This window comes from Microbacterium sp. A20, from assembly GCF_004794515.1.
Lineage (GTDB): Bacteria > Actinomycetota > Actinomycetes > Actinomycetales > Microbacteriaceae > Microbacterium.
On record NZ_SSDF01000091.1, the window covers coordinates 218,175 to 239,075 of the forward strand.

24 protein-coding genes and 2 tRNA genes are annotated in these 20,901 nt (G+C 67.0%); 13 read left to right on the forward strand and 13 right to left on the reverse strand.

Features of this window, described 5'->3' with window-relative positions; genetic code table 11:
- Positions 1–33 precede the first annotated feature (33 nt).
- Both DW298_RS18070 and DW298_RS18075 read left to right on the forward strand, forming a co-directional pair.
- Positions 34–351 carry a hypothetical protein gene (locus DW298_RS18070; RefSeq protein ID WP_029263459.1) on the forward strand — a complete coding sequence of 106 codons (318 nt, stop codon included), beginning with the start codon at positions 34–36 and terminating at the stop codon, positions 349–351.
- On the forward strand, positions 335–916 hold the full coding sequence (locus DW298_RS18075) for a hypothetical protein (protein ID WP_136043855.1): 582 nt from the start codon (positions 335–337) through the stop codon (positions 914–916). Before DW298_RS18070 ends, DW298_RS18075 begins: the two co-directional genes overlap by 17 nt.
- A gap of 1 nt (position 917) precedes the next feature.
- On the opposite strand, the gene DW298_RS18080 is transcribed toward DW298_RS18075, so the two are convergent.
- From DW298_RS18080 to orn, 6 genes are all read right to left on the reverse strand, one after another.
- Positions 918–1,421, reverse strand: coding sequence for a DUF2017 family protein (locus tag DW298_RS18080; protein ID WP_136043856.1), 504 nt, complete (start codon positions 1,419–1,421; stop codon positions 918–920).
- A complete protein-coding gene (clpS, locus tag DW298_RS18085) occupies positions 1,418–1,714 on the reverse strand; it encodes an ATP-dependent Clp protease adapter ClpS (RefSeq protein WP_205820441.1) in 297 nt (98 codons plus the stop codon). The genes DW298_RS18080 and clpS overlap by 4 nt, the downstream gene beginning before the upstream one ends.
- Entirely contained in the window at positions 1,711–2,058 is a 348-nt protein-coding gene (locus DW298_RS18090; RefSeq protein ID WP_091036179.1) for a metallopeptidase family protein, read from the reverse strand. The genes clpS and DW298_RS18090 overlap by 4 nt, the downstream gene beginning before the upstream one ends.
- Positions 2,059–2,096: 38 nt before the next feature.
- Positions 2,097–2,726: a LysE family transporter gene (locus DW298_RS18095; protein WP_136043858.1), complete on the reverse strand. Its 630-nt coding sequence runs from the start codon at positions 2,724–2,726 to the stop codon at positions 2,097–2,099.
- Between the two features lie 90 nt (positions 2,727–2,816).
- Positions 2,817–2,889, reverse strand: a tRNA-His gene (locus DW298_RS18100).
- 36 nt (positions 2,890–2,925) lie between these two features.
- Positions 2,926–3,552 (reverse strand): oligoribonuclease, encoded by a 627-nt coding sequence (orn, locus tag DW298_RS18105; protein WP_136043859.1) that lies wholly within the window; start codon positions 3,550–3,552, stop codon positions 2,926–2,928.
- Between the two features lie 87 nt (positions 3,553–3,639).
- Between orn and DW298_RS18110 the strand changes: the two genes are divergently transcribed.
- A tRNA-Arg gene (locus DW298_RS18110) sits at positions 3,640–3,712 on the forward strand.
- 80 nt (positions 3,713–3,792) lie between these two features.
- Here DW298_RS18110 and DW298_RS18115 read toward each other — a convergent pair.
- Entirely contained in the window at positions 3,793–4,062 is a 270-nt protein-coding gene (locus DW298_RS18115; protein ID WP_136043860.1) for a hypothetical protein, read from the reverse strand.
- A gap of 209 nt (positions 4,063–4,271) precedes the next feature.
- Between DW298_RS18115 and DW298_RS18120 the strand changes: the two genes are divergently transcribed.
- The 4 genes from DW298_RS18120 (at position 4,272) to DW298_RS18135 (ending at position 7,607) form a co-directional block, all read left to right on the forward strand.
- Positions 4,272–4,787, forward strand: coding sequence for a single-stranded DNA-binding protein (locus DW298_RS18120; protein WP_240745189.1), 516 nt, complete (start codon positions 4,272–4,274; stop codon positions 4,785–4,787).
- 86 nt (positions 4,788–4,873) lie between these two features.
- Positions 4,874–5,371, forward strand: coding sequence for a hypothetical protein (locus DW298_RS19555; protein ID WP_205820443.1), 498 nt, complete (start codon positions 4,874–4,876; stop codon positions 5,369–5,371).
- 63 nt (positions 5,372–5,434) lie between these two features.
- Positions 5,435–7,114, forward strand: coding sequence for an energy-dependent translational throttle protein EttA (gene ettA, locus DW298_RS18130; RefSeq protein WP_136043861.1), 1,680 nt, complete (start codon positions 5,435–5,437; stop codon positions 7,112–7,114).
- A 7-nt stretch (positions 7,115–7,121) separates the two neighbouring features.
- Complete coding sequence (locus DW298_RS18135; protein WP_136043862.1) at positions 7,122–7,607, forward strand: thioesterase family protein; 486 nt, start codon at positions 7,122–7,124, stop codon at positions 7,605–7,607.
- 39 nt (positions 7,608–7,646) lie between these two features.
- Here the strand turns inward: DW298_RS18135 and DW298_RS18140 are convergent, their stop codons facing one another.
- Positions 7,647–8,537 carry an acyl-CoA thioesterase II gene (locus tag DW298_RS18140; protein ID WP_136043863.1) on the reverse strand — a complete coding sequence of 297 codons (891 nt, stop codon included), beginning with the start codon at positions 8,535–8,537 and terminating at the stop codon, positions 7,647–7,649.
- Positions 8,538–8,587: 50 nt separating this feature from the next.
- Here DW298_RS18140 and DW298_RS18145 point away from each other — a divergent pair, with 50 nt between their 5' ends.
- On the forward strand, positions 8,588–9,253 hold the full coding sequence (locus DW298_RS18145; RefSeq protein ID WP_136043864.1) for a hypothetical protein: 666 nt from the start codon (positions 8,588–8,590) through the stop codon (positions 9,251–9,253).
- A gap of 69 nt (positions 9,254–9,322) precedes the next feature.
- On the opposite strand, the gene DW298_RS18150 is transcribed toward DW298_RS18145, so the two are convergent.
- The 4 genes from DW298_RS18150 to pepN all read right to left on the reverse strand — a co-directional run bounded on the left by DW298_RS18150 (position 9,323) and on the right by pepN (position 15,222).
- Positions 9,323–10,987 (reverse strand): FAD-binding dehydrogenase, encoded by a 1,665-nt coding sequence (locus tag DW298_RS18150; protein ID WP_136043865.1) that lies wholly within the window; start codon positions 10,985–10,987, stop codon positions 9,323–9,325.
- Positions 10,984–11,433 (reverse strand): globin, encoded by a 450-nt coding sequence (locus tag DW298_RS18155; RefSeq protein ID WP_136043866.1) that lies wholly within the window; start codon positions 11,431–11,433, stop codon positions 10,984–10,986. Before DW298_RS18155 ends, DW298_RS18150 begins: the two co-directional genes overlap by 4 nt.
- Positions 11,430–12,503, reverse strand: coding sequence for a mechanosensitive ion channel domain-containing protein (locus tag DW298_RS18160; RefSeq protein ID WP_136043867.1), 1,074 nt, complete (start codon positions 12,501–12,503; stop codon positions 11,430–11,432). Before DW298_RS18160 ends, DW298_RS18155 begins: the two co-directional genes overlap by 4 nt.
- Positions 12,504–12,669: 166 nt before the next feature.
- Complete coding sequence (gene pepN, locus DW298_RS18165) at positions 12,670–15,222, reverse strand: aminopeptidase N (protein WP_136043868.1); 2,553 nt, start codon at positions 15,220–15,222, stop codon at positions 12,670–12,672.
- A gap of 177 nt (positions 15,223–15,399) precedes the next feature.
- Between pepN and DW298_RS18170 the strand changes: the two genes are divergently transcribed.
- From DW298_RS18170 to DW298_RS18190, 5 genes are read left to right on the forward strand one after another with little or no spacing between them, the layout of a single operon-like run.
- Positions 15,400–16,584 (forward strand): ferrochelatase, encoded by a 1,185-nt coding sequence (locus tag DW298_RS18170; protein WP_136043869.1) that lies wholly within the window; start codon positions 15,400–15,402, stop codon positions 16,582–16,584.
- A gap of 38 nt (positions 16,585–16,622) precedes the next feature.
- Positions 16,623–17,108, forward strand: coding sequence for a ribose-5-phosphate isomerase (locus DW298_RS18175; protein ID WP_136043870.1), 486 nt, complete (start codon positions 16,623–16,625; stop codon positions 17,106–17,108).
- Position 17,109: 1 nt separating this feature from the next.
- Entirely contained in the window at positions 17,110–18,108 is a 999-nt protein-coding gene (locus DW298_RS18180; RefSeq protein WP_136043871.1) for a DNA-formamidopyrimidine glycosylase family protein, read from the forward strand.
- Between the two features lie 39 nt (positions 18,109–18,147).
- The gene (locus DW298_RS18185; RefSeq protein WP_136043872.1) at positions 18,148–18,792 is read left to right on the forward strand and encodes an FMN-binding negative transcriptional regulator; all 645 of its coding nucleotides are present in this window, start codon (positions 18,148–18,150) and stop codon (positions 18,790–18,792) included.
- Complete coding sequence (locus DW298_RS18190) at positions 18,789–20,285, forward strand: amidohydrolase family protein (protein WP_136043873.1); 1,497 nt, start codon at positions 18,789–18,791, stop codon at positions 20,283–20,285. The genes DW298_RS18185 and DW298_RS18190 overlap by 4 nt, the downstream gene beginning before the upstream one ends.
- A 75-nt stretch (positions 20,286–20,360) precedes the next feature.
- Here DW298_RS18190 and DW298_RS18195 read toward each other — a convergent pair whose 3' ends face one another.
- Positions 20,361–20,846 (reverse strand): DNA starvation/stationary phase protection protein, encoded by a 486-nt coding sequence (locus tag DW298_RS18195; RefSeq protein ID WP_136043874.1) that lies wholly within the window; start codon positions 20,844–20,846, stop codon positions 20,361–20,363.
- Positions 20,847–20,901: the final 55 nt, after the last annotated feature.

The following is a 20,901-nucleotide window of genomic DNA, read 5'->3' on the forward strand; positions in this document are numbered from 1 at the left end:
ACGCGGGCCGCGTTCCTCGGCTACCGTGGAGGTATGCCGAACATCGCACTGGAACTCGGAAAGCAAGCAGCGTCCTTCGGCGTGAAGAGCGCGTACGGAGAGCCGCAGGACGTCGACGGAGTCAGCATCACTCCCGTCGCCTTCACCTACTCCGGATTCGGCGGGGGCAGCGGAGACGGCGCCGAGGGTGGCGGCGGTGGTGGCGTCTCCGTTCCTGTCGGGGTCTACGTCCGGCGAGAAGAGGGTCTCCGGTTCGAGCCCAACATCGTCACACTGCTCCTCGTGGCGGTGCCGTTCGTCTGGGTGACCGGGCGGGCTCTCGTACGTATCATCCGTGCCCTCAAGAAGTGACGATCCCGTCGCGACGGCTCTGGAGCGCGCCGCGTCCCTGATCGAACACGACGTTCGTGCGGTTGCGGCAGCAAACCCTGTCGTGCTGATCGACGGAGGCAGCGGTGCAGGGAAGTCCTCCCTCGCCGCACGACTCGTCCGGCACTGGCCTGTGCTCGGTCACGTGCAGCTCATCGGCCTCGACTCGATCTACCCCGGGTGGGACGGGCTCGACGACGGGGCCGCACGTGCGCTCGAGTGGATCCTGCGGCCGCACGGTCGCGGCTACCTGGGCACCTGGCGGCGTTGGGATTGGGAGGCGGAGACCGAGGCGGAGAGCCACGCGGTCGATCCGGCACTCGGCGTCATCATCGAGGGCAGCGGAATCCTGCGGCCGTCGACAGCCGCTCTCGCCGACGTCCGGGTCTGGGTCGAGTCCGCGGAGGAATCGCGGAAGACCCGGGCGCTGAAACGGGACGGCGACACGTACCGCCCGCACTGGGACCGCTGGGCAGCTCAGGAACGCCGTCACATCGACCGGGACGACCCTCGCGCACTGGCCACTCGGATCGTCGAAATTCCGTAGGTCAGGCGTTGGAGGCGGACTCGGCCTCGTCGGCGGCCTGGATGATCAGCTCGAGTCGATAGCCGACCCACTCGTAGACGTCGTGACGGCCGTCTTCGCCGCTCTGGTCGTCAGAGGTGATTCCGAGTCTGCTGGCGATGACGAGCCGGATCGCCGTGAGGGTTCGGAGCCAGGCGTCGAGGCTCGCCATCGAGATGAGTATCTCTCGCCCGTCGAGCGCCTCTTCTTGGGAGAGGGAGTCGACGTCGGTCGAATACTCGGCCAGTGCAGCGCGGACGATGCGCGCGTCGGCGAGACGACGATCGAGGAGGTCGTCTCGCGTGGCATCGGTGAACTCGGCGGCGGCGTCGGAGTCTTCGGGGTAGGGATTCGGGGTCAGTCGGGCGATGGCCGGGTCGTCGGTGCCTCGTGATTCGCCGACGAGTTCGATGAAGTCCTCGACGAGCCGGGCGAGGTGGAACTCCTCGATCACGGTGATGGGCACGACGATGATGTCGGCGCTCACAGCGGGGCCTTCCTGACGGTGGCCCAGAGACCGTAATCGTGCATCGCCTGCGCATGCACCTCCATGGTCTCGCGCGGACCGGTGGCGACGATCGCGTGTCCGTCGTTGTGGACGGCGAGCATCAGGGCGGTGGCGTGGTCGAGCGAGTACCCGAAGTACGTCCGGAACACGCGGACCACATAGCTCATGAGGTTGACAGGGTCGTTCCACACCACGACCTGCCACGGTTCGAGCGGTGCAGCGCTGAGGTCGGCGATCTCATCGAGCTCGGGATGTGCCGCAGATGGCATCATGCCCAGCCCATCTCGTGCAGCTGCTCATCGTCGATGCCGTAGAAGTGAGCGATCTCGTGGACCAGGGTGGTGTGAATCTCGTCACGAAGCTCGTGCTCGGTCTCGCATTGGGCGAGATGCGGCTCGCGATAGAGCACGATCCGGTCGGGAAGCTCACCCATCCCGTATTGCGTGCGTTCGGTGAGCGCCAGACCGTCGTAGAGGCCCAGCAGGTCCAGGCTTCCGTCCTCGGGCCGGTCTTCGACGACGAACACGACGTTCTCCAGTCCCTCGACCATGTCGTCGGGCAGGAGGTCGAGCTCGTCGATCACCAGTTCTTCGAAGGCCGCGGCATCCATGTCCATCCTGTCCAGCCTAGAGGCGCGCGGGCTCTCGCGTCGGATCAGTGCAGCAGGACGAGCACGCCGGCCACGGCGATGAACAGCACGCCGAACACCAGGTTGAGGATGCGTTGGCCGCGCAGGGACCGTGTGAACCGCCGGAACGGGCGGGCCGCAGCTGCGAAGAACCCCCACATCACGATCACGTCGACCACGATCACCGTGGCGATCAGGGTCAGGTACTGCGGGACCGGAGGCTCGTCGAGACGGATGAACTGAGGGATGAATGCCAGGAAGAACACGATCGCCTTCGGGTTCAAGAGGTTGACCCAGAATCCTCGGCGGATCATCGACCAGTGACTCTCTCGGTCGGCGATCGGCACCGGCGCATCATCGAGGGCGGCAGCGGGTTTCGCGAGGATCAGGCGGATGCCGAGGAACACGAGATAGGCCGCCCCGGCGTATCGGATGGCGTTGAACAGGAACTCCGAGCGCGAGACGAGAAGACCGACCCCCGCGGCGACGATCGCCACATGCACGACCAAAGCGATCTGCTGCCCGATGATTCCCCAGATCGAGCGCTTCCAGCCCTGGTTCAGCGCATTCGACATCGTGTTGATGGCGCCGGCTCCTGGGGTGAAGCTGATGACCACCGACGCGGTGAGCAGGGAGAACCAGACCGCGAGCGACACCACGCAAGTCTACGGCGTCGTCGTGAATGGGCCGTCCGCCGTGGGACGCGAAGAAGGCCCGAACCATACGGTTCGGGCCTTCCTCCTGAGGGTGAGTAACGGGACTCGAACCCGCGACATCCGGCACCACAAGCCAGCGCTCTACCAGCTGAGCTATACCCACCATGTGCCCGCCGGAGCAGGCAACCATACGAGTCTATTACATGTTCGGAGTGAACTCGGACACCGTGCGGGTGGCGATCTCGCGAGCGTCGTCGCTCGACGGCCCGGGCTCGTCGACGAAGACGGCTTCGCGGTAGTAACGGAGTTCGCGGATCGACTCCAGGATGTCGGCGAGCGCTCGGTGTCCGCCGTCTTTGAGAGGTGCCTGGAAGAAGACGCGCGGGTACCAGCGGCGCGAGAGCTCCTTGATGCTGGAGACGTCGACGTTCCTGTAATGCAGCCACTGGTCGACCTGAGGCATGTACTTCGCAAGGAACATCCGGTCGGTGCCGATCGTGTTGCCCGCGAGGGGAGCCTTGCGTTCGAGCGGTACGAACCGCTTGATATATGCCAGAGTCTGCGCCTCTGCCTCTTCGAGGGAGACGCCGTGCGGTATCTCCTGGATCAGGCCGGAGGTCTCGTGCATCTTCGTCACGAAGTCGTTCATGTGCTCGAGTGCCGCGGTGCCGGGACGGATCACCACCTGGAAACCCGGGTCGATGGGATTGAGCTCGAAATCGGTGATGACTACAGCGATCTCCACGAGCTCATCGACCGAGAGATCGAGTCCCGTCATCTCGCAGTCGATCCATACGAGACGATCGTTCTCGGACGCAGATACCATGCCGCCATCCTATCGACGGGTTGGACATCGTCCGCCGTGACGCCGTTCCGCGAGCATCGTCGGGTCCGCGATACTCTAGAAGAGTGCGCCTCCGTAGCTCAGGGGATAGAGCAGGAGCCTTCTAATCTCTTGGTCGCAGGTTCGAATCCTGCCGGGGGCACCCTTACCGGATCTGCGCCGGACGGGACGCGAGTACGTCGCTCCTGTGTCACCCCGTCGGCGGGGCGAAGTGCGCCCGACTCAGGAGTAGCGAAGGGCAGCGACCGCGTCGTCCACGCGCCAGAACTCGCCGACGACGCGGAAGACCCCGGTGGCGAGGTGCAGACGCTCGGCGCGATAGCGGAGCCCGAGCGGATCGGCGACGACGCGCAGGTGGCCCAGGACATGCTCCCGCCGATCCTGCACCCGCCAGAGGTGATCGGCTGCGCGGACCAGGTGCTCGCGGGGAGAAGAGAGCCGCGGCGTCGCGTACGGGACGTCGGGGAGAGAGGTGGTCAAGCTTTCGGACATCGGAACTCCTTTCATGATTCGAACCTATGACCGACCACCGACATTCGAGTGGCCGTCGCAACACGCACTGTGATCTGCCCTTTCTGCACAGGACGGCGACCACGAGGGCTGTCCACGTTTCGTGGTTTTCCTGTGGGTGGCCGGGTGCGGCGAGAGACAGGCTGGAGCGACCCGGACGAGTACCGCTCCGGTCGACGAAAGGACAGCACATGATCGACATGGTCACTATCGTGGGACGAGTCGCCACGGATCCGACCCAGGGTCAGACCGGGGGAGGAGTGCCGGTCACGAACTTCCGTCTCGCGAGCACCCATCGCCGTTTCGACGCCGCCACGCAGGAGTGGACGGATGCCGGGACCAACTGGTTCTCGGTGGCCGCGTTCCGAAGCCTCGGCGAGAATGCGAAGGCATCGTTGCGAACCGGCGACAGCGTGATCGTCACCGGCCGGCTGAAGATCCGCAACTGGGAGAGCAACGGCAAGCACGGCACGAGCGTCGACATCGATGCGGATGCCATCGGACATGACCTTCGGTGGGGCACGACGGCTTATCGACCGCAGTCACGTCCGGCTGCGGCGGGCCTCGATGCGACGTCGACTGCCGAGGGGAACAGCCCGGAGGAAGAGGTGGATGACGATGCCGGGTCGGAGCAGGCGATGCAGGATTCTGAGCCGCTGGACCTGTCATGGGCCGCACCGGGCCCGGCCGCGGGTGCCATGTCCTGACGGTGGTCCGGCTCCGCGCCCGATCGGGGTGTGCGGGGCGCCGGCGGCGCGCAGGGACCGATTGCGCGGCGACGTAGACTCGGCGTGTGCTTCGTCGTTCGGTCTTCTCGTCGCCGCGCGCGGGCGGTGCCCTCGCGGCTTCGATCGCCGCGCTCCTGCTGCTCTCCGCCTGCGCGCCGACTCCCGGCCCCTCTGCCTCTCCTACGGCTGTTGCGTCGCCGACGCCCGAGACGACGACTCCTGCGGAACCGACGCTCGTGCCCGACGGCACTGCGGAGGAGAACCTCCCGGTCTTCACCGCGGTCGCGGAGCGCGTCTGGGCAACTGATCAGCGCGGGGCCGGGCGTGCGTACATCGACGCTCTGGTCACAGCGGGATTCGATCGGAAAGCCATGCAGGTGACACAAGACCAGTCGACAGTGGGCAACCCGGCTGAGAGCCTGCAGTTCTCCGTGCGATGGGGCGACGACGAGTGCCTCGTCGGTCAAGTGGGCCCGTCCACCGGACGTGTCGTCACGGTCGTGATGCCGCAACTCGCCGAGGGGCGCTGCCTGGTCGGCACCACACGTCCGATCGACTGGTGACGCACCTAAGGGCCGGTAGGCTGGAGTGTCGATCTTCGGCGACAACAGAAGGAGCGGTTTTCGGTGGCTGAGTACATCTACTCGATGGTGCGTGCGCGTAAGGCAGTGGGCGAGAAGCTCATCCTCGACGACGTCACCATGGCGTTCCTCCCCGGCGCGAAGATCGGCATGGTCGGTCCGAACGGCGCCGGAAAGTCGACGATCCTCAAGATCATGGCCGGTCTCGACACTCCGTCGAACGGCGAGGCGAAGCTCTCACCGGGCTACACGGTCGGCATCCTGATGCAGGAGCCGGAGCTCGACGAGTCCAAGACGGTGATCGAGAACATCCAGGACGGCATCGCGATCAAGCCGAAGGTCGACCGTTTCAACGAGATCTCGCTGCTGATGGCCGAGCCGGACGCCGACTTCGACGCCCTGCTCGCCGAGATGGGCACGCTGCAGGAGGAGATCGATGCCGCCGACGGCTGGGACCTCGACTCGCAGCTCGATCAGGCCATGGACGCGCTGCGCACACCTCCGGCCGACGCCGCGATCGCCCCGCTCTCCGGTGGTGAGAAGCGTCGTGTCGCGCTCGCGAAGCTGCTTCTGCAGAAGCCCGACCTCCTGCTCCTCGACGAGCCCACCAACCACCTCGACGCCGAGAGCGTGCTCTGGCTCGAGCAGCACCTGCAGGCGTACAAGGGTGCCGTGATCGCTATCACCCACGACCGGTACTTCCTCGACCACGTCGCCGAGTGGATCGCCGAGGTCGACCGAGGCCGTCTCATCGGCTACGAGGGCAACTACTCGACTTACCTGGAGAAGAAGGGCGAACGCCTCGAGGTCCAGGGCAAGAAGGACGCGAAGCTGGCCAAGCGCCTCAAGGAGGAGCTGGAGTGGGTCCGTTCCAGCGCGAAGGGCCGCCAGACCAAGTCGAAGGCGCGTCTCGCCCGCTACGAGGAGATGGCTTCGGAGGCGGAGCGGACCAGGAAGCTGGACTTCGATGAGATCCAGATCCCCGCGGGTCCGCGCCTGGGTGGCATCGTCATCGATGCCAAGAAGCTGCAGAAGGGCTTCGACGGACGTGTGCTGATCGATAACCTCAGCTTCAGCCTGCCGCCGAACGGCATCGTCGGCGTGATCGGTCCCAACGGTGTGGGTAAGACCACGCTCTTCAAGACGATCGTGGGTCTGGAGCCGCTCGACGGCGGCGATCTGAAGATCGGTGAGACCGTCAAGATCAGTTACGTCGACCAGTCGCGTTCCAACATCGATCCGAACAAGACCCTGTGGGAGGTCGTGTCCGACGGCCTGGACTACATCACCGTCGGCAAGACCGAGATCCCGTCCCGCGCTTACGTGTCGAAGTTTGGTTTCAAGGGCCCGGACCAGCAGAAGAAGGCCGGTGTGCTCTCCGGTGGTGAGCGTAACCGTCTCAACCTCGCGCTGACTCTCAAGGAGGGTGGCAACCTGCTGCTCCTCGACGAGCCGACCAACGACCTCGACGTCGAGACCCTGAGCTCGCTCGAGAACGCTCTGCTCGAGTTCCCCGGTTGCGCCGTGGTCATCACCCACGACCGGTGGTTCCTCGACCGCATCGCGACGCACATCCTCGCTTACGAGGGCACCGACGAGAATCCCGGCCAGTGGTACTGGTTCGAGGGCAACTTCGAGGCGTACGAGGAGAACAAGATCGAGCGCCTCGGACCGGATGCCGCGAAGCCGCACCGCTCGACGCACCGCAAGCTGACGCGCGACTGAGGCCGCGATGTCCGCTTCGCCGGGGCCGCGTCTGCACATCCCGATCCACCTCCGCTGGGGTGACCTGGATGCGTTCAATCACGTCAACAACACGTCGATGCTGAAACTGCTCGAGGAGGCTCGAGTCAGAGCCTTCTGGCGTGCCGGCCCCGGCGAGGAGGCGCCGTCGACGGCGGTGCTCGACTCCGGTATCGACGAGGGCATCCTGACCCTCATCGCGCGCCAGGAGATCGAGTACCTCGCACCCGTGCCCTATCAGCGACGTCCTCTCGAGGTGCAGATGTGGTTCGGCAAGCTCGGCGGCTCGAGCGTCGAAGTCTGCTACGAGGTGCACAACGATCCGGCTGCCGAGCCGCGACAGATCTACGCTCGGTCCACCGCGATCATCGTGTTGGTCGATGCTCAGACCGGGCGTCCCACCCGGCTCACGCAGGAGATGCGCGATGCGTGGGAGCCGTACGTGGGTGACTCGATCGAGTACAGCCACCGCTGATCTGGCGTTTACAGCCGACGACGCGATGAACGTCCGTCCTTAGCGCGCCTCTTCGGGGACGCGGATCATGATCTCCTGGGCGACACTCGCGACCAGCGCGCCGTCGCGCGTGTAGATGCGCCCGGTGGCAAGGCCTCGACCTCCGCGCGCATTCGGCGACTCCTGGACGTAGAGCAGCCACTCATCCACGCGCGCGGGTCGATGCCACCACATCGCATGGTCGAGGCTCGCGACCTTCAAGCCGGGGAGCGCCCAGTAGACGCCGTGCGCCCGGAGGATCGACTCCTGGATCGTCATGTCGCTCAGGTAGGCGAGAGCCGCCCTGTGCAGGCGCTGGTCGTCGGGGAGCGGCGCACGCAGTCGCATCCACACAGCCTGGCGCGGTACGTGCGCATCGTCGCTGGGCAGATACATCGGAGAGTCGACGTGTCGCACATCGGCAGCCCGTTCGCTGAGCATCCGCGTCGTGCCTTCTGGCAGGCCGTGCACACGCTCCTCATCCGGGGTGAGGTCGTCCGGATCGGGAATTCCCGCCGGCATCGGCTGGGCATGCTCCACGCCGGGATCGGCATCCTGGAACGAGGCGATCATCGAGAAGATCGGCACACCGTTCTGGTAGGCCTGTGTCCGCCGCGTCGAGAACGATCGGCCGTCGTGGATCCGATCGACGGCGATCGTGATTCCCTGGCTCGCGTCTCCTGGGCGCAGGAAGTACCCGTGCATCGAGTGCACCGCGCGGTCCTCCGGGAGCGTCCGTTCCGCCGCGAGCAGAGCCTGGGCGAGCACCTGGCCGCCGTAGATGCGGCCACTCGGCATCGGGTGCGAGGAACCGGTGAAGATGTCCTCCGTCGTGCGGGCCTGAGTCGCGTCGAGATCGAGGACCTCGAGAAGTCGCTCGACGGTCTGGATGGCGTGCTGCTCCGCGCTCATGTGTTCCTCTCCGCGACCCCGCATGCCGCACCGTTGGTAGTTTAGAACGCGTGCCGCATCACCTCCTCCTCGCCGACCCCGAGACCGCGAAGGACGTTCTGACCTTCGTCGGTCGAGCGACCAGGATCACGGACGACGGTGTGCGACTACAGGCGGCGAACGGCGTGCTCGCGCTGACCACCGCCGTGCTCGCGCCGCAGACGCTGTTCGATCAGACGCCGACCATCCTCGCGATGCGCATCGTGCATGCCGACCCCGAACTCGAATGCGATGTCGTCGTCGATCAGCTTTCGAAGACGGACGAGGCCCACCGCCTGACTCTCCCCGAAACGGGTCTCGCCCCGGCATGGGCAGGTGTCGCGCCGCCTCGGAGCGCCTGGGCGCCCGAGACGACCCTGGTCGCATCCGTGATCGCGCAGCGCGCGCAATGGGGTATCTCGGCCGTCGCGCGAGGCGCGGGACCCGGCTCGGGTGAGGAAGCGGTCCGTGCACTCCGCGCCGCGATCTGGGGTGAGCCGGATGAAGAACTCGGAGGGCTGCCCCGCGGCGTGGCGTTCGCCGCGGATGCGATGGGCTTCATCTCGGGCGAGGAGCAGGTCCGCGTTGCGCGATCCGGCAGGTGGACGCGTCTGACGTTCCGCCGCGGTCACGTGCTGGTGCGCGGTCCCGTGGCCACGGGACTGACGAGCGTGCGTACGACCGGCTCTGCCCTCTAGCCTGGGGGAGAACCCGCCGCATGGGCGCCGCGCGGTTCCCGTCGCGCTGACACCTCGTCTTCTCGAGCGTCAGCCTGCGGCTGCGGCAGCGCGACCGGCGGTTCTGCCGGAGAACAGGCATCCTCCGAGGAAGGTGCCCTCGAGCGCGCGATAGCCGTGAACACCGCCGCCGCCGAAACCACTCGCCTCGCCCGCGGCGTAGAGCCCGGGGATCGGATCGCCGGTCGCATCGAGGGCGCGGCCCTCGAGGTCGGTGTTGATGCCGCCGAGCGACTTGCGTGTGAGGACGTGGAGTTTGACCGCCACCAGTGGTCCTGCGCTCGGGTCCTGCAGACGATGCGGCGCTGCCGTGCGGATCAGCTTGTCACCCCGATAGCTGCGCATCGAACGAAGCATGCCGATCTGTGCATCCTTCGTGAAGTCATTGTCCATCTCACGGTCCCTGGCAACCACCTCGCGGCGGACGGTCTCGATGTCGAGGAACTCGCCCCCGGGGTGGCGCTGCATCTGCTCGAGCAGCGACTCGAGGTCGTTCTCGACGATGAAGTCCTCGCCCTCATCGAGAAACGACTGCACGGGTCCGGTCGGACCCTTGGCGAGCCTCGACTTCAGCAGCAGCTGGACGTCTTTGCCGGTGAGGTCAGGGTTCTGCTCGCTGCCCGAGAGCGCGAACTCCTTCTCGACGATCTGCCGCGAGGTGACGAACCAGGAGTGATCGTGGCCGGTCGTCCGGAGGTGGGCGAGCGTCCCCAACGTGTCGAAACCCGGGAACAGCGGAACCGGGAGGCGCTTGCCCGTGGCGTCCAGCCAGAGCGACGACGGCCCGGGGAGGATGCGGATGCCGTGAGACGGCCAGACCGGATCCCAGTTCGTGATGCCTTCGACGTAGTGCCACATCCGGTCTCCGTTGATGAATCGCGCGCCGGCGGCCGCACTGACGCTGTACATCGATCCGTCGACATAGGCCGGCACCCCCGTGAGCATGTGCTCGGGGGGAGTGCCGAGGCGTTCCGGCCACGCTGCACGTACGAGGTTGTGGTTCCCGCCGATGCCGCCCGAGGAGACGATGGTCGCCCCGGCCGCGATCTCGAAGTCGCCGACGATCTCGCGCGAGGAGACGGCACCACGCTGCGCGCCCGACGAGGCGAGGACGTTTCCACGCGCTCCAGTGACCGCGCCATCGGTCACCGTGAGCTCGGAGACCCGGTGTCGCGGGAGGACCGTCAGGCGTCCTTCCCGCTCGCCCTGCTCGACGGCGGCGGCGAAGGGAGCGACGATGCCCGGCCCCGTGCCCCACGTGATGTGGAATCGCGGGACCGAGTTGCCCGGTCCGATGGCGCCGTAGCCACCGCGTTCCGCCCAGCCGACGACCGGGAAGAAGCCGACGCCGCGCTCGCGCAGCCAGGAGCGCTTCTCGCCGGCGGCGAACTGCAGATAGGCCTCGGCCCAGCGCTTCGGCCATTCGTCTTCCGGCCGGTCGAAACCGGCGTTGCCGAACCAGTCCTGCGTCGCGAGCTCGAGGGAGTCCTTGATGCCGAGCCGGCGCTGCTCGGGGGAGTCCACGAAGAAGAGCCCGCCGAACGACCACCAGGCCTGACCGCCGAGGTTCGTCCGCGGCTCCTGGTCGACCAGGATGACGCGTCGGCCGGCGTCGAGAGCCTCGGCAGCGGCCACCAGCCCTGCCAGCCCCCATCCGATCACCAGGACATCCGTGGACAGGGGCTTCGTCGTCATGAGTTCTCCGTTGATTCCTGACGTGATCGGGTATCGAGCGTGGGGCGACCGCCGGGAGCGGCACCGATCCCCGAAGGCTCGAATGTGTTCACCATGGCATATGCGGCCCGCTCGAGATAGTCCCAGAGCGTCGCTTCGTGCAGAGGAGACAACTGCGCCTCGTCCACGGCGGTCCGCATGTGACGAAGCCAACGATCGCGCGCGTCCGCATCGATGTGGAAGGGCATGTGCCGCATACGGAGCCGGGGGTGCCCGCGGGTGTCGCCATACGTCGTCGGGCCGCCCCAGTACTGCTCGAGGAACATCCGGAGCCGGTCCTCGGCGGGCCCGAGGTCCTCTTCGGGGTACATCGGCTTCATCACGGGATCGAGGGCGACCTCGCGGTAGAAGACCGACACGATCTTCGCGAACGTGTCGTGTCCGCCGATCTCGTCGTAGAACGTCACTTCTGGGGACTCCCGTCGTCGTTCGGCTTCTTGCGCCGCCAGATCCCGCGATCAGGGATCACCGGCACGCCGGTCACCGCATTCGGTCGTGTCCGGGGAGGATTCGCGCCACGAACCCGACGGGCGCCGTCGAGCCCCGTCGGCACGACATCGACCATGCGCGGCACGCTGATCTCCTTCTCGAGGAGCGCGGCGCGCAGACGGCGACGCAGCTCCTGCGCCACGTCGTCCTTCGCGTTGGCGCGTGCCTTGATCACGATGCGGACGACGAGAGCATCTCCGTCGATCGACTCCAGGCCCCAGAGTTCGGGCTTCTCGATGATGCGCGTGCGCCACTTGGGATCCTTCGCCAGCCCCTGTGCGGTCTCGAGCATGATGTGCTCGACCTGCTCCAGGTCGGAGTCGGCCGGGACCCCGAGGTCGATGATCGATCGCGCCCATCCCTGAGACATGTTGCCGATGCGGGTGACCTCGCCGTTGCGCACATACCAGAGGGTGCCGTTGACGTCACGGACCTGGGTGATGCGCACGCTGACGTATTCGACGACGCCGCTCGCGAGCCCGAGGTCGACGACGTCGCCGATGCCGATCTGGTCCTCGGCCACGAGGAACATGCCGTTGAGCACGTCCTTGACGATGTTCTGGGCGCCGAAACCGAGACCGGCGCCGACCGCGGCGGTGAGGAGAGTCAAAGACCCGAGCAGGCTCTGGTCGAGAGCGTTCACGATGAGCACGATCGCGATGACGACGAGCATCACGTTGACGATGTTCTGCAGGATGGTGCCGAGCGTCCTGGTGCGCTGCACGAGTCGCATGTCTGCGAGGGGGGACCGCTCCAGCGCCTGGGTGTCGTCGACCGATGCCTTGCTCTTCGCGCTGTCGACGATGCGGTGCACGACTCGTCGGATGACGAGGCGGAGGATGAGCCCGATCACGATGCAGCTCGCGATGATGATCGCGACGGTGAGTGCCTTCATACCGGCCGCGCCCAGCCAGGTCAGCAGGTTCGTCACCCAGTCGGGAAGCTCAGCAGGGGTGGGGGGAGTGGTTGTCGTGAAGGGGAGCATCATCAGTCACGATCCTAGCGAGCGGGTCTCTGTGCAGGCTGGACGGACGTGCCGTGCCAAAACGGAGACCATCCACACCCCCTCCGGCGTGTCCGAGCAGAACACACCGAAGGCGGGGTGGATGGTCTCCGTTTCGAGAGGCGGCCGGTGGTGACGCCGGCGGCCGCGCTCAGTCCTCCGCGTCGCGTGCCTGTGCGGCGAGTGCGCGCTCGACGTCGGCCAGGTTCTCCAGGACCAGGCGTCGAAGAGCCGGTGCCGCCTCCTGGTTGGCAGCCAGCCACGCGCGCGTCGCATCGCGAAGCGCCGCGTCGGCGAGAGCGGTGGGGAACAGCCCGACGATCAGGTACTGGGCGATCTGGTAGGTGCGCGACTCCCAGACGGGAAGCAGCATGTCGAAGTAGGCGGGGACGAACTCGCCCAGCACAGCGGCACCGGCAGGGTGCGTGAAACCGAGCGCGGCGGAGCGGACGATCGTGTTGGGGGCATCGTCGCGCTCGATGAGCGAGGCCCACGCGGCCTTCTTGGAAGCCGAGTCCGGCAGCGAGGCCCGGGCCTGCGCCGCGAACTCCCCGCCCTTGGCGGTGTTGTCCGCAGCCAGGGCTGCATCGATGCTCGCCGCGTCGGTGGCGCCGATGGTGGCAAGACCGACGAGCAGCTGCCAATTCAGGTCGGCGTCGATCTCCAGGCCCGGAAGCGTGTCCTCCCCGGAGCGCAGACGGCCGACGATGCCGGCGTGCTCCTGGGTCACCAGCGCATTCGCGAAGGCGGTCACGAACTGCAGCTGGCTGTCGCTGCCCGGCTCTGCCGCCTCCGCCAGGTTCCACAGCCCATCGGCGATCTTGAGACGCGCCGCCTCGCGCTCGGCCGGAGCGACGTAGAGCGTGGCGGCCGTCCGCAGCTGAGCGAGCGTGGTGCGCACGGTCGTCGACTCGGTCTCCCGGCCGATGTTCCCCAGCACGAGGTCGATGTAGGCGGACGCTGCCGTCTCCGCATCCCGGGTCTGATCCCACGCGGCGCCCCACACCAGGGAGCGGGCGAGCGGATCGTGGATGTCGGCGAGGTGGGCGATCGCGGTGGCGAGCGACTTCTCGTCGAGGCGGATCTTCGCGTAGGCGAGGTCCTCGTCGTTGAGCAGCACGAGGTCGGGGCGGGCGATGCCCTGCAGCTCCGGCACCTCGGTGCGGTCGCCGTCGACATCCACCTCGAGGTAGTGCGTGCGCGTGAGCGCACCGTCGGTCAGCGTGTAGAAGCCGATGCCCAGTCGGTGCGGTCGGATGGTCGGGTAGTCCGCGGGGGCCGTCTGGGTGATGGCGAAGCGCGAGATCGTGCCGTCATGGTCCTCGGCGATGACCGGCTCGAGCGTGTTGACGCCCGCCGTCTCCAGCCACTTCTTCGACCAGGTGCTCAGGTCACGACCGCTGGTCGCTTCCAGCTCCGAGAGCAGATCGCTCAGCTCGGTGTTGCCCCAGGAGTGCTTCTGGAAGTACTGGGACACTCCGGCGAAGAACGCTTCGATGCCCACCCAGGCGGCGAGCTGCTTCAGGACAGATCCGCCCTTGGCATAGGTGATGCCGTCGAAGTTGACCTGCACGTCTTCCAGGTCGTTGATCTCGGCGACGATCGGGTGCGTCGAGGGAAGCTGGTCCTGCCGGTAGGCCCAGGTCTTCTCCATGGCGTTGAAGGTCGTCCACGCCTCGGTCCACTCGGTGGCTTCGGCAGTGGCGATGGTGGATGCCCACTCGGCGAACGATTCGTTCAGCCAGAGATCGTTCCACCACTTCATCGTGACGAGGTCGCCGAACCACATGTGCGCGAGCTCATGCAGGATGGTGACGACGCGGCGCTCCTTGACGGCGTCGGTCACCTTGCTGCGGAAGACATAGGTCTCGGTGAAGGTGACGGCTCCCGCATTCTCCATCGCGCCGGCGTTGAACTCGGGGACGAAGAGCTGGTCGTACTTGGCGAACGGGTACGGGACGCCGAACTTCGACTCGTAGTAGGCGAAGCCCTCGCGGGTCTTGTCGAAGATGTAGTCGGCGTCGAGGTGCTGCCACAGGCTCTTGCGGCCGTACACCCCGAGGGGGATCACGCGGCCCGAGGCGCTGGTGAGTTCGGAGAACGTGGACTCGTAGGGCCCGGCCACGAGCGCCGTGATGTACGAGGAGATGCGCGGGGTCGGCTCGAAGCCCCACGTCGCCGTCGTGTCGTCGTCGTGCACGATGGGCTCGGGCGTGGGGGAGTTGGAGATGACCTTCCACGCGGCCGGTGCCGTCACGGTGAACTGGAACGTCGCCTTGAGGTCGGGCTGCTCGAACACGGCGAACACACGACGCGAGTCCGGGACCTCGAACTGCGAGTAGAGGTAGACCTCCCCGTCGACCGGGTCGACGAATCGGTGCAGACCCTCGCCGGTGTTCGTGTAGAGGCAGTCGGCGTCGACGACCAGCACGTTCTCGGCCTGCAGCCCGCTGAGCGCGATGCGAGAGTCGGCGAAGACCTCGTTCGGGTCGAGCTGTTCGCCGTTGAGGGAGATCTCGCGCACGTCGCGGGCGATCAGGTCGATGAAGGTGAAGCTCTCCGGAGTCGCGGTGAAGCGCACCACGCTCCGGGAGCCGAAGACCTCGGCACCCTTGGTCAGATCGAGGGCGACTTCATAGGACTGAGTGTCGATGACGTCGCGGCGCTCCTGCGCTTCGATGCGGGTGAGGTTCTCTCCAGGCACAGCTTTACTCCCAGGGGTGAGGGGATGTCACCGGGGTCGGCGCAGTTGGCGCCGACGGCAACCCTGACAGCCTACGCCAGTGCGGTGGGTGTCTCCTCGCATCGAAGGGGGAGGACGGAGGGATAGAAACGGAGCGGTGGGGACCTCGATGCTCCGTCGAAGTGAAAGGATGGAGGGGTGACTGCGATCGAGCCGAATGTCGTCCCCTTTGCCTCGCCTGCTGCCGCCGGCGGTGCACCCTTCGTGACCACGCCGGTGGCCTATGACGGGATCCTCCTCGCCGGGTTCGGTGGACCAGAGGGGCAGGACGACGTCATCCCCTTCCTCCGGAATGTGACCCGCGGCCGAGGAATTCCGGATGAACGGCTCGAGGAGGTCGCGCACCACTACCGGCACTTCGGCGGTGTGAGTCCCATCAACGGACAGAACCGCGTGCTGAAGGAAGCGCTCGAGAACGCCCTCGCCGAACGCGGGATCACGCTCCCCGTGTACTGGGGCAACCGGAACTGGGCCCCTTATCTCGAAGAGGTCGTCACCGAGGCCTCGAGCAAGGGCCACAACACGCTGCTGGCGTTCGCCACCAGCGCCTACAGCTCGTTCTCCAGCTGCCGTCAGTACCGTGAGGACTTCGCCCGCATCCTCGAGGAGACGGGGCTGGGCGACACGGTGACGATCGACAAGATCCGGCCTTTCTACGATCACCCCGGCTTCGTGGAGGCCTTTGAGACCGGCGTCCGCGAGGCGGTGGAGGGTTTCCTGGCTGCTGGCATCGCAGCGGCGGACATCCAGATCCTGTTCTCCACCCACAGCATCCCGACGGCCGACGCCGAGCGCTCCGGAGCGCGAGACATCGACTGGGGCGAGGGCGGCGCATATGCGGCTCAGCATCTCGCCGTGGCCGCGTGGGTCATGGACCGCGTGCGGCAGACGGTTCCCGCAGCTGCCGACGTCTCGTGGGAGCTGGTCTACCAGTCCCGCTCGGGCCCCGCCTCGCAGCCGTGGCTCGAGCCCGATGTCTGCGACGTGATCGGCGAGCTGCCCGACCGCGGTCGCAAGGCAGTCGCGGTCGTCCCCGTCGGCTTCATGAGCGACCACATGGAGGTCTTGTGGGACCTCGACACCGAGGCGGCCGAGGCAGCGGAAGAAGCCGGACTTGCCTTCACTCGCACCCCGACCCCCGGTGTCTCTCCGGCATTCGTCGACGGCATCGTCGATCTGATCCAGGAGCGTCTTCAGGGTCGCCCCAACGAGGAGCGCGCGCATGTCACGTCGCTCCCCGGCGGCTTCGATGTCTGCCGTCCCGGATGCTGCGAGAACGTCCGCGCGGGGTTCAAGCCTGCTGCCGCGGGCATCGCCCCGTGACCTCGGACTCGACCGACGCCGCTTCTAGGATGGGAGTCATGCGCATCCACATCGCCACCGACCACGCGGGACTCGACTTCTCCACGCAGCTGCAGGATCACCTGCGTGCTGCGGGGCACGACGTGGTCGACCATGGCCCGATCGAGTACGACGCGGTCGATGACTACCCCGCGTTCTGCATCCGCGCGGCGCAGGCGGTCATCGCCGACCAGCGCGCCGGTGGCGAGGCACTCGGTGTGGTCTTCGGCGGTTCGGGGAACGGTGAGCAGATCGCAGCCAACAAGGTCGAGGGTGTGCGGGCCGCGCTGGTCTGGAATCTCTCGACGGCCGAGCTCGCCCGCGAGCACAACGATGCGAACGTCATCTCCATCGGAGCGCGGCAGCACACCTTCGACGAGGTGACGTCGTTCATCGATCGGTTCATCCAGACGCCGTTCTCGGGCGATGAGCGTCACGTGCGGAGGATCGGCCAGATCGCCGACTTCGAGCGCGACGGTTCCCTGCTCCCGGACCCGCGGGCCTGACATGCCCGAGGGCCACTCCGTCCACCGGATCGCGCGGCAGTTCGATCGCAACTTCGTCGGCAAGACGCTGAGCGCGTCCAGCCCGCAGGGACGGTTCGCCGAGGGAGCCGCCGTTCTGGACGGACGTGCGGCGGTGAGTGTGCAGGCCGTCGGCAAGCAGATGTTCCTCGAGGCGGAGGGTGACCTCTGGCTGAGAGTGCACCTGGGTCTCTACGGCGCGTGGGATTTCGCCGGGGAGATCCTCGTCGATCCGACGATCGCTTCGGCCAATGGGCGGATGGGGCAGACGAACCAGCGCGGCACCGTGATCGACGAGGAGATCCTCGATGACGCCGGTGAGAACTCCCTCGCATCCATCGGGGCGCCTCGGCGCACGCGGGTGCACGTGCGCATGTCGGAGCAGACGAAGGGCCTCGTCGATGAGGGGCTCGAATGGCCGCCGCCGGTCGTCGGACAGGTTCGTCTCCGCCTCATGACAGACATCACCGCCGCCGATCTGCGTGGCCCGACCGCCTGTGTTCTGCAGACGCCGGAGGAGATGCTGGCGACGATCGCCAAGCTCGGTCCCGACCCGCTGGTCGGCGACCCGGTCGAGAACGAGGAGCGGTTCGTCCGCGCGGTCAGGAAGAAGTCGACGGTCATCGCGCTGCTCCTGATGGACCAGTCCGTCGTCAGCGGCATCGGCAACGTCTACCGCGCCGAGATGCTCTACCGGCAGCGGTTGAACCCGCACACTCCGGGCCGAGATGTCCCGGAGGAGGTCGTGCGGGCGCTCTGGCACGATTGGGTCCGGCTTCTGGCCATCGGTGTCGAGACCGGCCAGATGATGACCATGGACGGCCTCACGGGCGCGGACTACCGTGCGGCGATGGCGAACCGCGACGACCGGCACTGGGTGTACCACCGCGCCGGTCTGCCGTGTCGTGTCTGCGGCACCGAGATCGCCCTCGAGGAGATCGGCGCCCGGAAGCTCTATTGGTGCCCGCGCTGTCAGGCGTGACCGGGATCCGTGGCATCGCATCCGTTCTAGGCTGATCGCATGCGACAGAATCCGAGCTTCACTCTCGCCGACGTGGGCGAGATCCGCCGGGTGATCGAGATGAATCCGTGGGCGACGATCATGAGTGCCGGGGACGACGGTCTCGTCGCTTCACACTACGCGGTGCTTCTGGACGAGGGACGCGACGACCTCACCATCGTCGGGCATGTCGGTCGCCCGGACGACCTCATCCACGGACTGGGGGAGCGCGAACTGCTCGTCGTGTTCCAGGGCCCCCACGGTTATGTCTCGCCCGGGTGGTACGGCGATGTCCCGGCGGTGCCGACGTGGAACTACACCGCGGTGCACCTTGCCGGCGTGCCCGAGCTCTTGACCGACGAGGAGAACCTCGTCGTGCTCGACCAGCTCGTCGCGCACTTCGAAACCCGGATGCCGGAGCCGCGACGCGTGTGGGAACGCCCGAACGATCAGGCCTACGTCCAGCGCCTCGCCTCAGGAACGGTCGGCTTCCGGTTGACCCCGACCCGCGTCGTCGCCAAGCGGAAGCTCAGCCAGAACAAACCGCCGGAGACGATCGAGACGGTGATCGCGGCCCTCTCGACCGACGGCCCCTATTCGAACCCGGCTCTCGCCGCGGAGATGCGGCGCGCTCAGGATGCGCGCAGAGAAGGACGACAGCAGTGACCGAGCGCGGAACAGCCATCGACACCATCACGGCTGCGCGGATCGCGGGCCCGGGGCGCGAGTTCCTGATGGATGAGGAGCCCGTGGACATCTTCATCGCCGACGGGCGGATCGTCGATATCGCCCCGACCGGGGCTCTGCCTGCACGCGGCGAGGTCATCGAAGCAGATGGTGCCTGGGCGGTTCCCGGGCTCTGGGACAACCATGTCCACACCGTCCAATGGGCGCTGACGTCCGAACGTGCGCCGCTCGGCCGTGCGGACTCCGCTGCTTCGGCGGCCGCGGCGATGAGCGGTGTGGCCGCGCTGCCGGATGGGCGCCGCGTCGGCACCGGTTTTCGTGACGCCCTGTGGTCGGATCGTCCATCGCTGGATCTCCTGGATGCCGCGACCGGGGACGTCCCGACTTACCTCATCAACGCCGACGTCCACAGCGTCTGGTTGAACAGCGCTGCTCTTGCTCGCGAGAGCTTCCGGAGCGACGACGGTGTGCTTCGGGAGACCGAGGCGTTCGAGATCTCGCGCCGCCTGAACGCCGTCGACGCCGCTCATGGCGACCGTGCGATGATGCGGGCAGGCGAGCAAGCCGCGGCGCGCGGCATCACCGGCCTCGTCGACTTCGACATGGCGTGGAGTGCGGAGGCCTGGCCCCGGCGTGTGCACGCCGGCTTCGCCTCGCATCGCGTCGAGTTCGCGGTGTACCCCTTCGACCTCGACAGGGCCATCGGAGAGGGGCTGCGCACAGGCGAGCTGCGGGAGATGCCCGATGTCCCGGCCGCAGGCAGGGGTCTCGTGCACGTCGGACCGCTGAAGGTCATCACCGACGGGTCGCTGGGCACACGAACTGCCGCCTGCTCGCACGCCTATCCCGGAGATCCGGGCAACTTCGGGGTGCTGACCGTCCCTTCGGACGAGCTCGTCGCCCTGCTGACCCGCGCGACCGGTGCGGGTCTGGCCGCGGCCGTGCACGCGATCGGTGACAGGGCGATCACCTCGGCTCTGGACGCCTTCGCCACCACGGGCGCCGTCGGATCTATCGAACACGTGCAACTCGTGCGGCATACTGACCTCGCACGATTCGCCCGTCTCGGCGTGATCGCCAGTGTCCAGCCGCAGCACGCGGTGGACGACCGCGATCTGGTGGACCGCCACTGGGCGGAGCAGACCGCGATCGGCTACCCGCTCGCATCGCTTCGCGACGCCGGTGCGCAGCTGCGCTTCGGATCGGACGCACCGGTCGCCGAGCTCGACCCGTGGCAGGCTATCTCCGCCGCGGTGTCGCGCACCGACGACGAGCGGGCCGCGTGGCATCCGGAAGAGCGGCTCACGCTTGACCAGGCGCTCGAGGCGAGTGTCCGTTCGTCACTGCGACCCGGCGAGCCCGCGGACATCGTCCTGTGCGGCGCGGATCCTCGAACGGCGACGGGGGAGCTGCTGCGATCGATGCCTGTCCTCTCCACGCTTCTCGCGGGGTACGTCACGCACACCGCGTGATCCCCGTAACGAACGCAAGAAGGGGCGGCCCTCGGAGAACCGAGAGCCGCCCCTTCTGAGGTCAGACGGGACCGATCAGGCTGCGATGTGCGAGACGAGGAACCAGCGGTCCTTCTCGAGGCCGCGCTGAATCTCGATCGCGACATCCTGGCTCGTCAGATCGACCTCGTCGAGTCCTTCGACGGCAGCCTTGACATCGACCAGGATCGCGTCGATGTCGGCGATCACGGCGCGGATCAGTTCGTCCGACTGAGTGAAGCCCGCGGGGACGGTGGTCGCGCCGGCCTTCTCTGCCACGGCGCTCACACGCGCATCGATCGGCAGTCCGAGGGCGACGATCCGCTCCGCGGCGGTGTCGGCGAAATCGCCCGCGTGTGCGACGACCGTGTCGAGAAGCTCATGGACGCCGACGAAGTTGGCGCCTCGGACGTGCCAGTGCGCCTGCTTGCCGTTGACGGTCAGCGCCTGGAGGCCGAGCACCACAGGGGAGAGGAACTGGGCCGCCCCTGCAGCCACGGTCGGGTCGATGGCGGTGGTGGAAACGGTCTGTGCCTTGCTCATCTTGTGCTCCTCCGGATGGATTTCTCTTACCTGTTGTAGACAACGCTACTCGGGC

Bases quoted from the DNA above. Each gene is read 5' to 3' on its own strand.
- DW298_RS18175 (WP_136043870.1), top strand. From the start codon at position 16,623: ATGCGCATCCACATCGCCACCGACCACGCGGGACTCGACTTCTCCACG.
- DW298_RS18180 (WP_136043871.1), top strand. From the start codon at position 17,110: ATGCCCGAGGGCCACTCCGTCCACCGGATCGCGCGGCAGTTCGATCGC.
- DW298_RS18160 (WP_136043867.1), bottom strand. From the start codon at position 12,503: ATGATGCTCCCCTTCACGACAACCACTCCCCCCACCCCTGCTGAGCTT.
- DW298_RS18115 (WP_136043860.1), bottom strand. From the start codon at position 4,062: ATGTCCGAAAGCTTGACCACCTCTCTCCCCGACGTCCCGTACGCGACG.
- DW298_RS18140 (WP_136043863.1), bottom strand. From the start codon at position 8,537: ATGAGCGCGGAGCAGCACGCCATCCAGACCGTCGAGCGACTTCTCGAG.
- DW298_RS18185 (WP_136043872.1), top strand. From the start codon at position 18,148: ATGCGACAGAATCCGAGCTTCACTCTCGCCGACGTGGGCGAGATCCGC.
- DW298_RS18070 (WP_029263459.1), top strand. From the start codon at position 34: ATGCCGAACATCGCACTGGAACTCGGAAAGCAAGCAGCGTCCTTCGGC.
- DW298_RS18090 (WP_091036179.1), bottom strand. From the start codon at position 2,058: ATGGACATGGATGCCGCGGCCTTCGAAGAACTGGTGATCGACGAGCTC.
- clpS (WP_205820441.1), bottom strand. From the start codon at position 1,714: ATGATGCCATCTGCGGCACATCCCGAGCTCGATGAGATCGCCGACCTC.
- DW298_RS18135 (WP_136043862.1), top strand. From the start codon at position 7,122: ATGTCCGCTTCGCCGGGGCCGCGTCTGCACATCCCGATCCACCTCCGC.
- orn (WP_136043859.1), bottom strand. From the start codon at position 3,552: ATGGTATCTGCGTCCGAGAACGATCGTCTCGTATGGATCGACTGCGAG.
- DW298_RS18195 (WP_136043874.1), bottom strand. From the start codon at position 20,846: ATGAGCAAGGCACAGACCGTTTCCACCACCGCCATCGACCCGACCGTG.
- DW298_RS18120 (WP_240745189.1), top strand. From the start codon at position 4,272: ATGATCGACATGGTCACTATCGTGGGACGAGTCGCCACGGATCCGACC.
- DW298_RS18150 (WP_136043865.1), bottom strand. From the start codon at position 10,987: ATGACGACGAAGCCCCTGTCCACGGATGTCCTGGTGATCGGATGGGGG.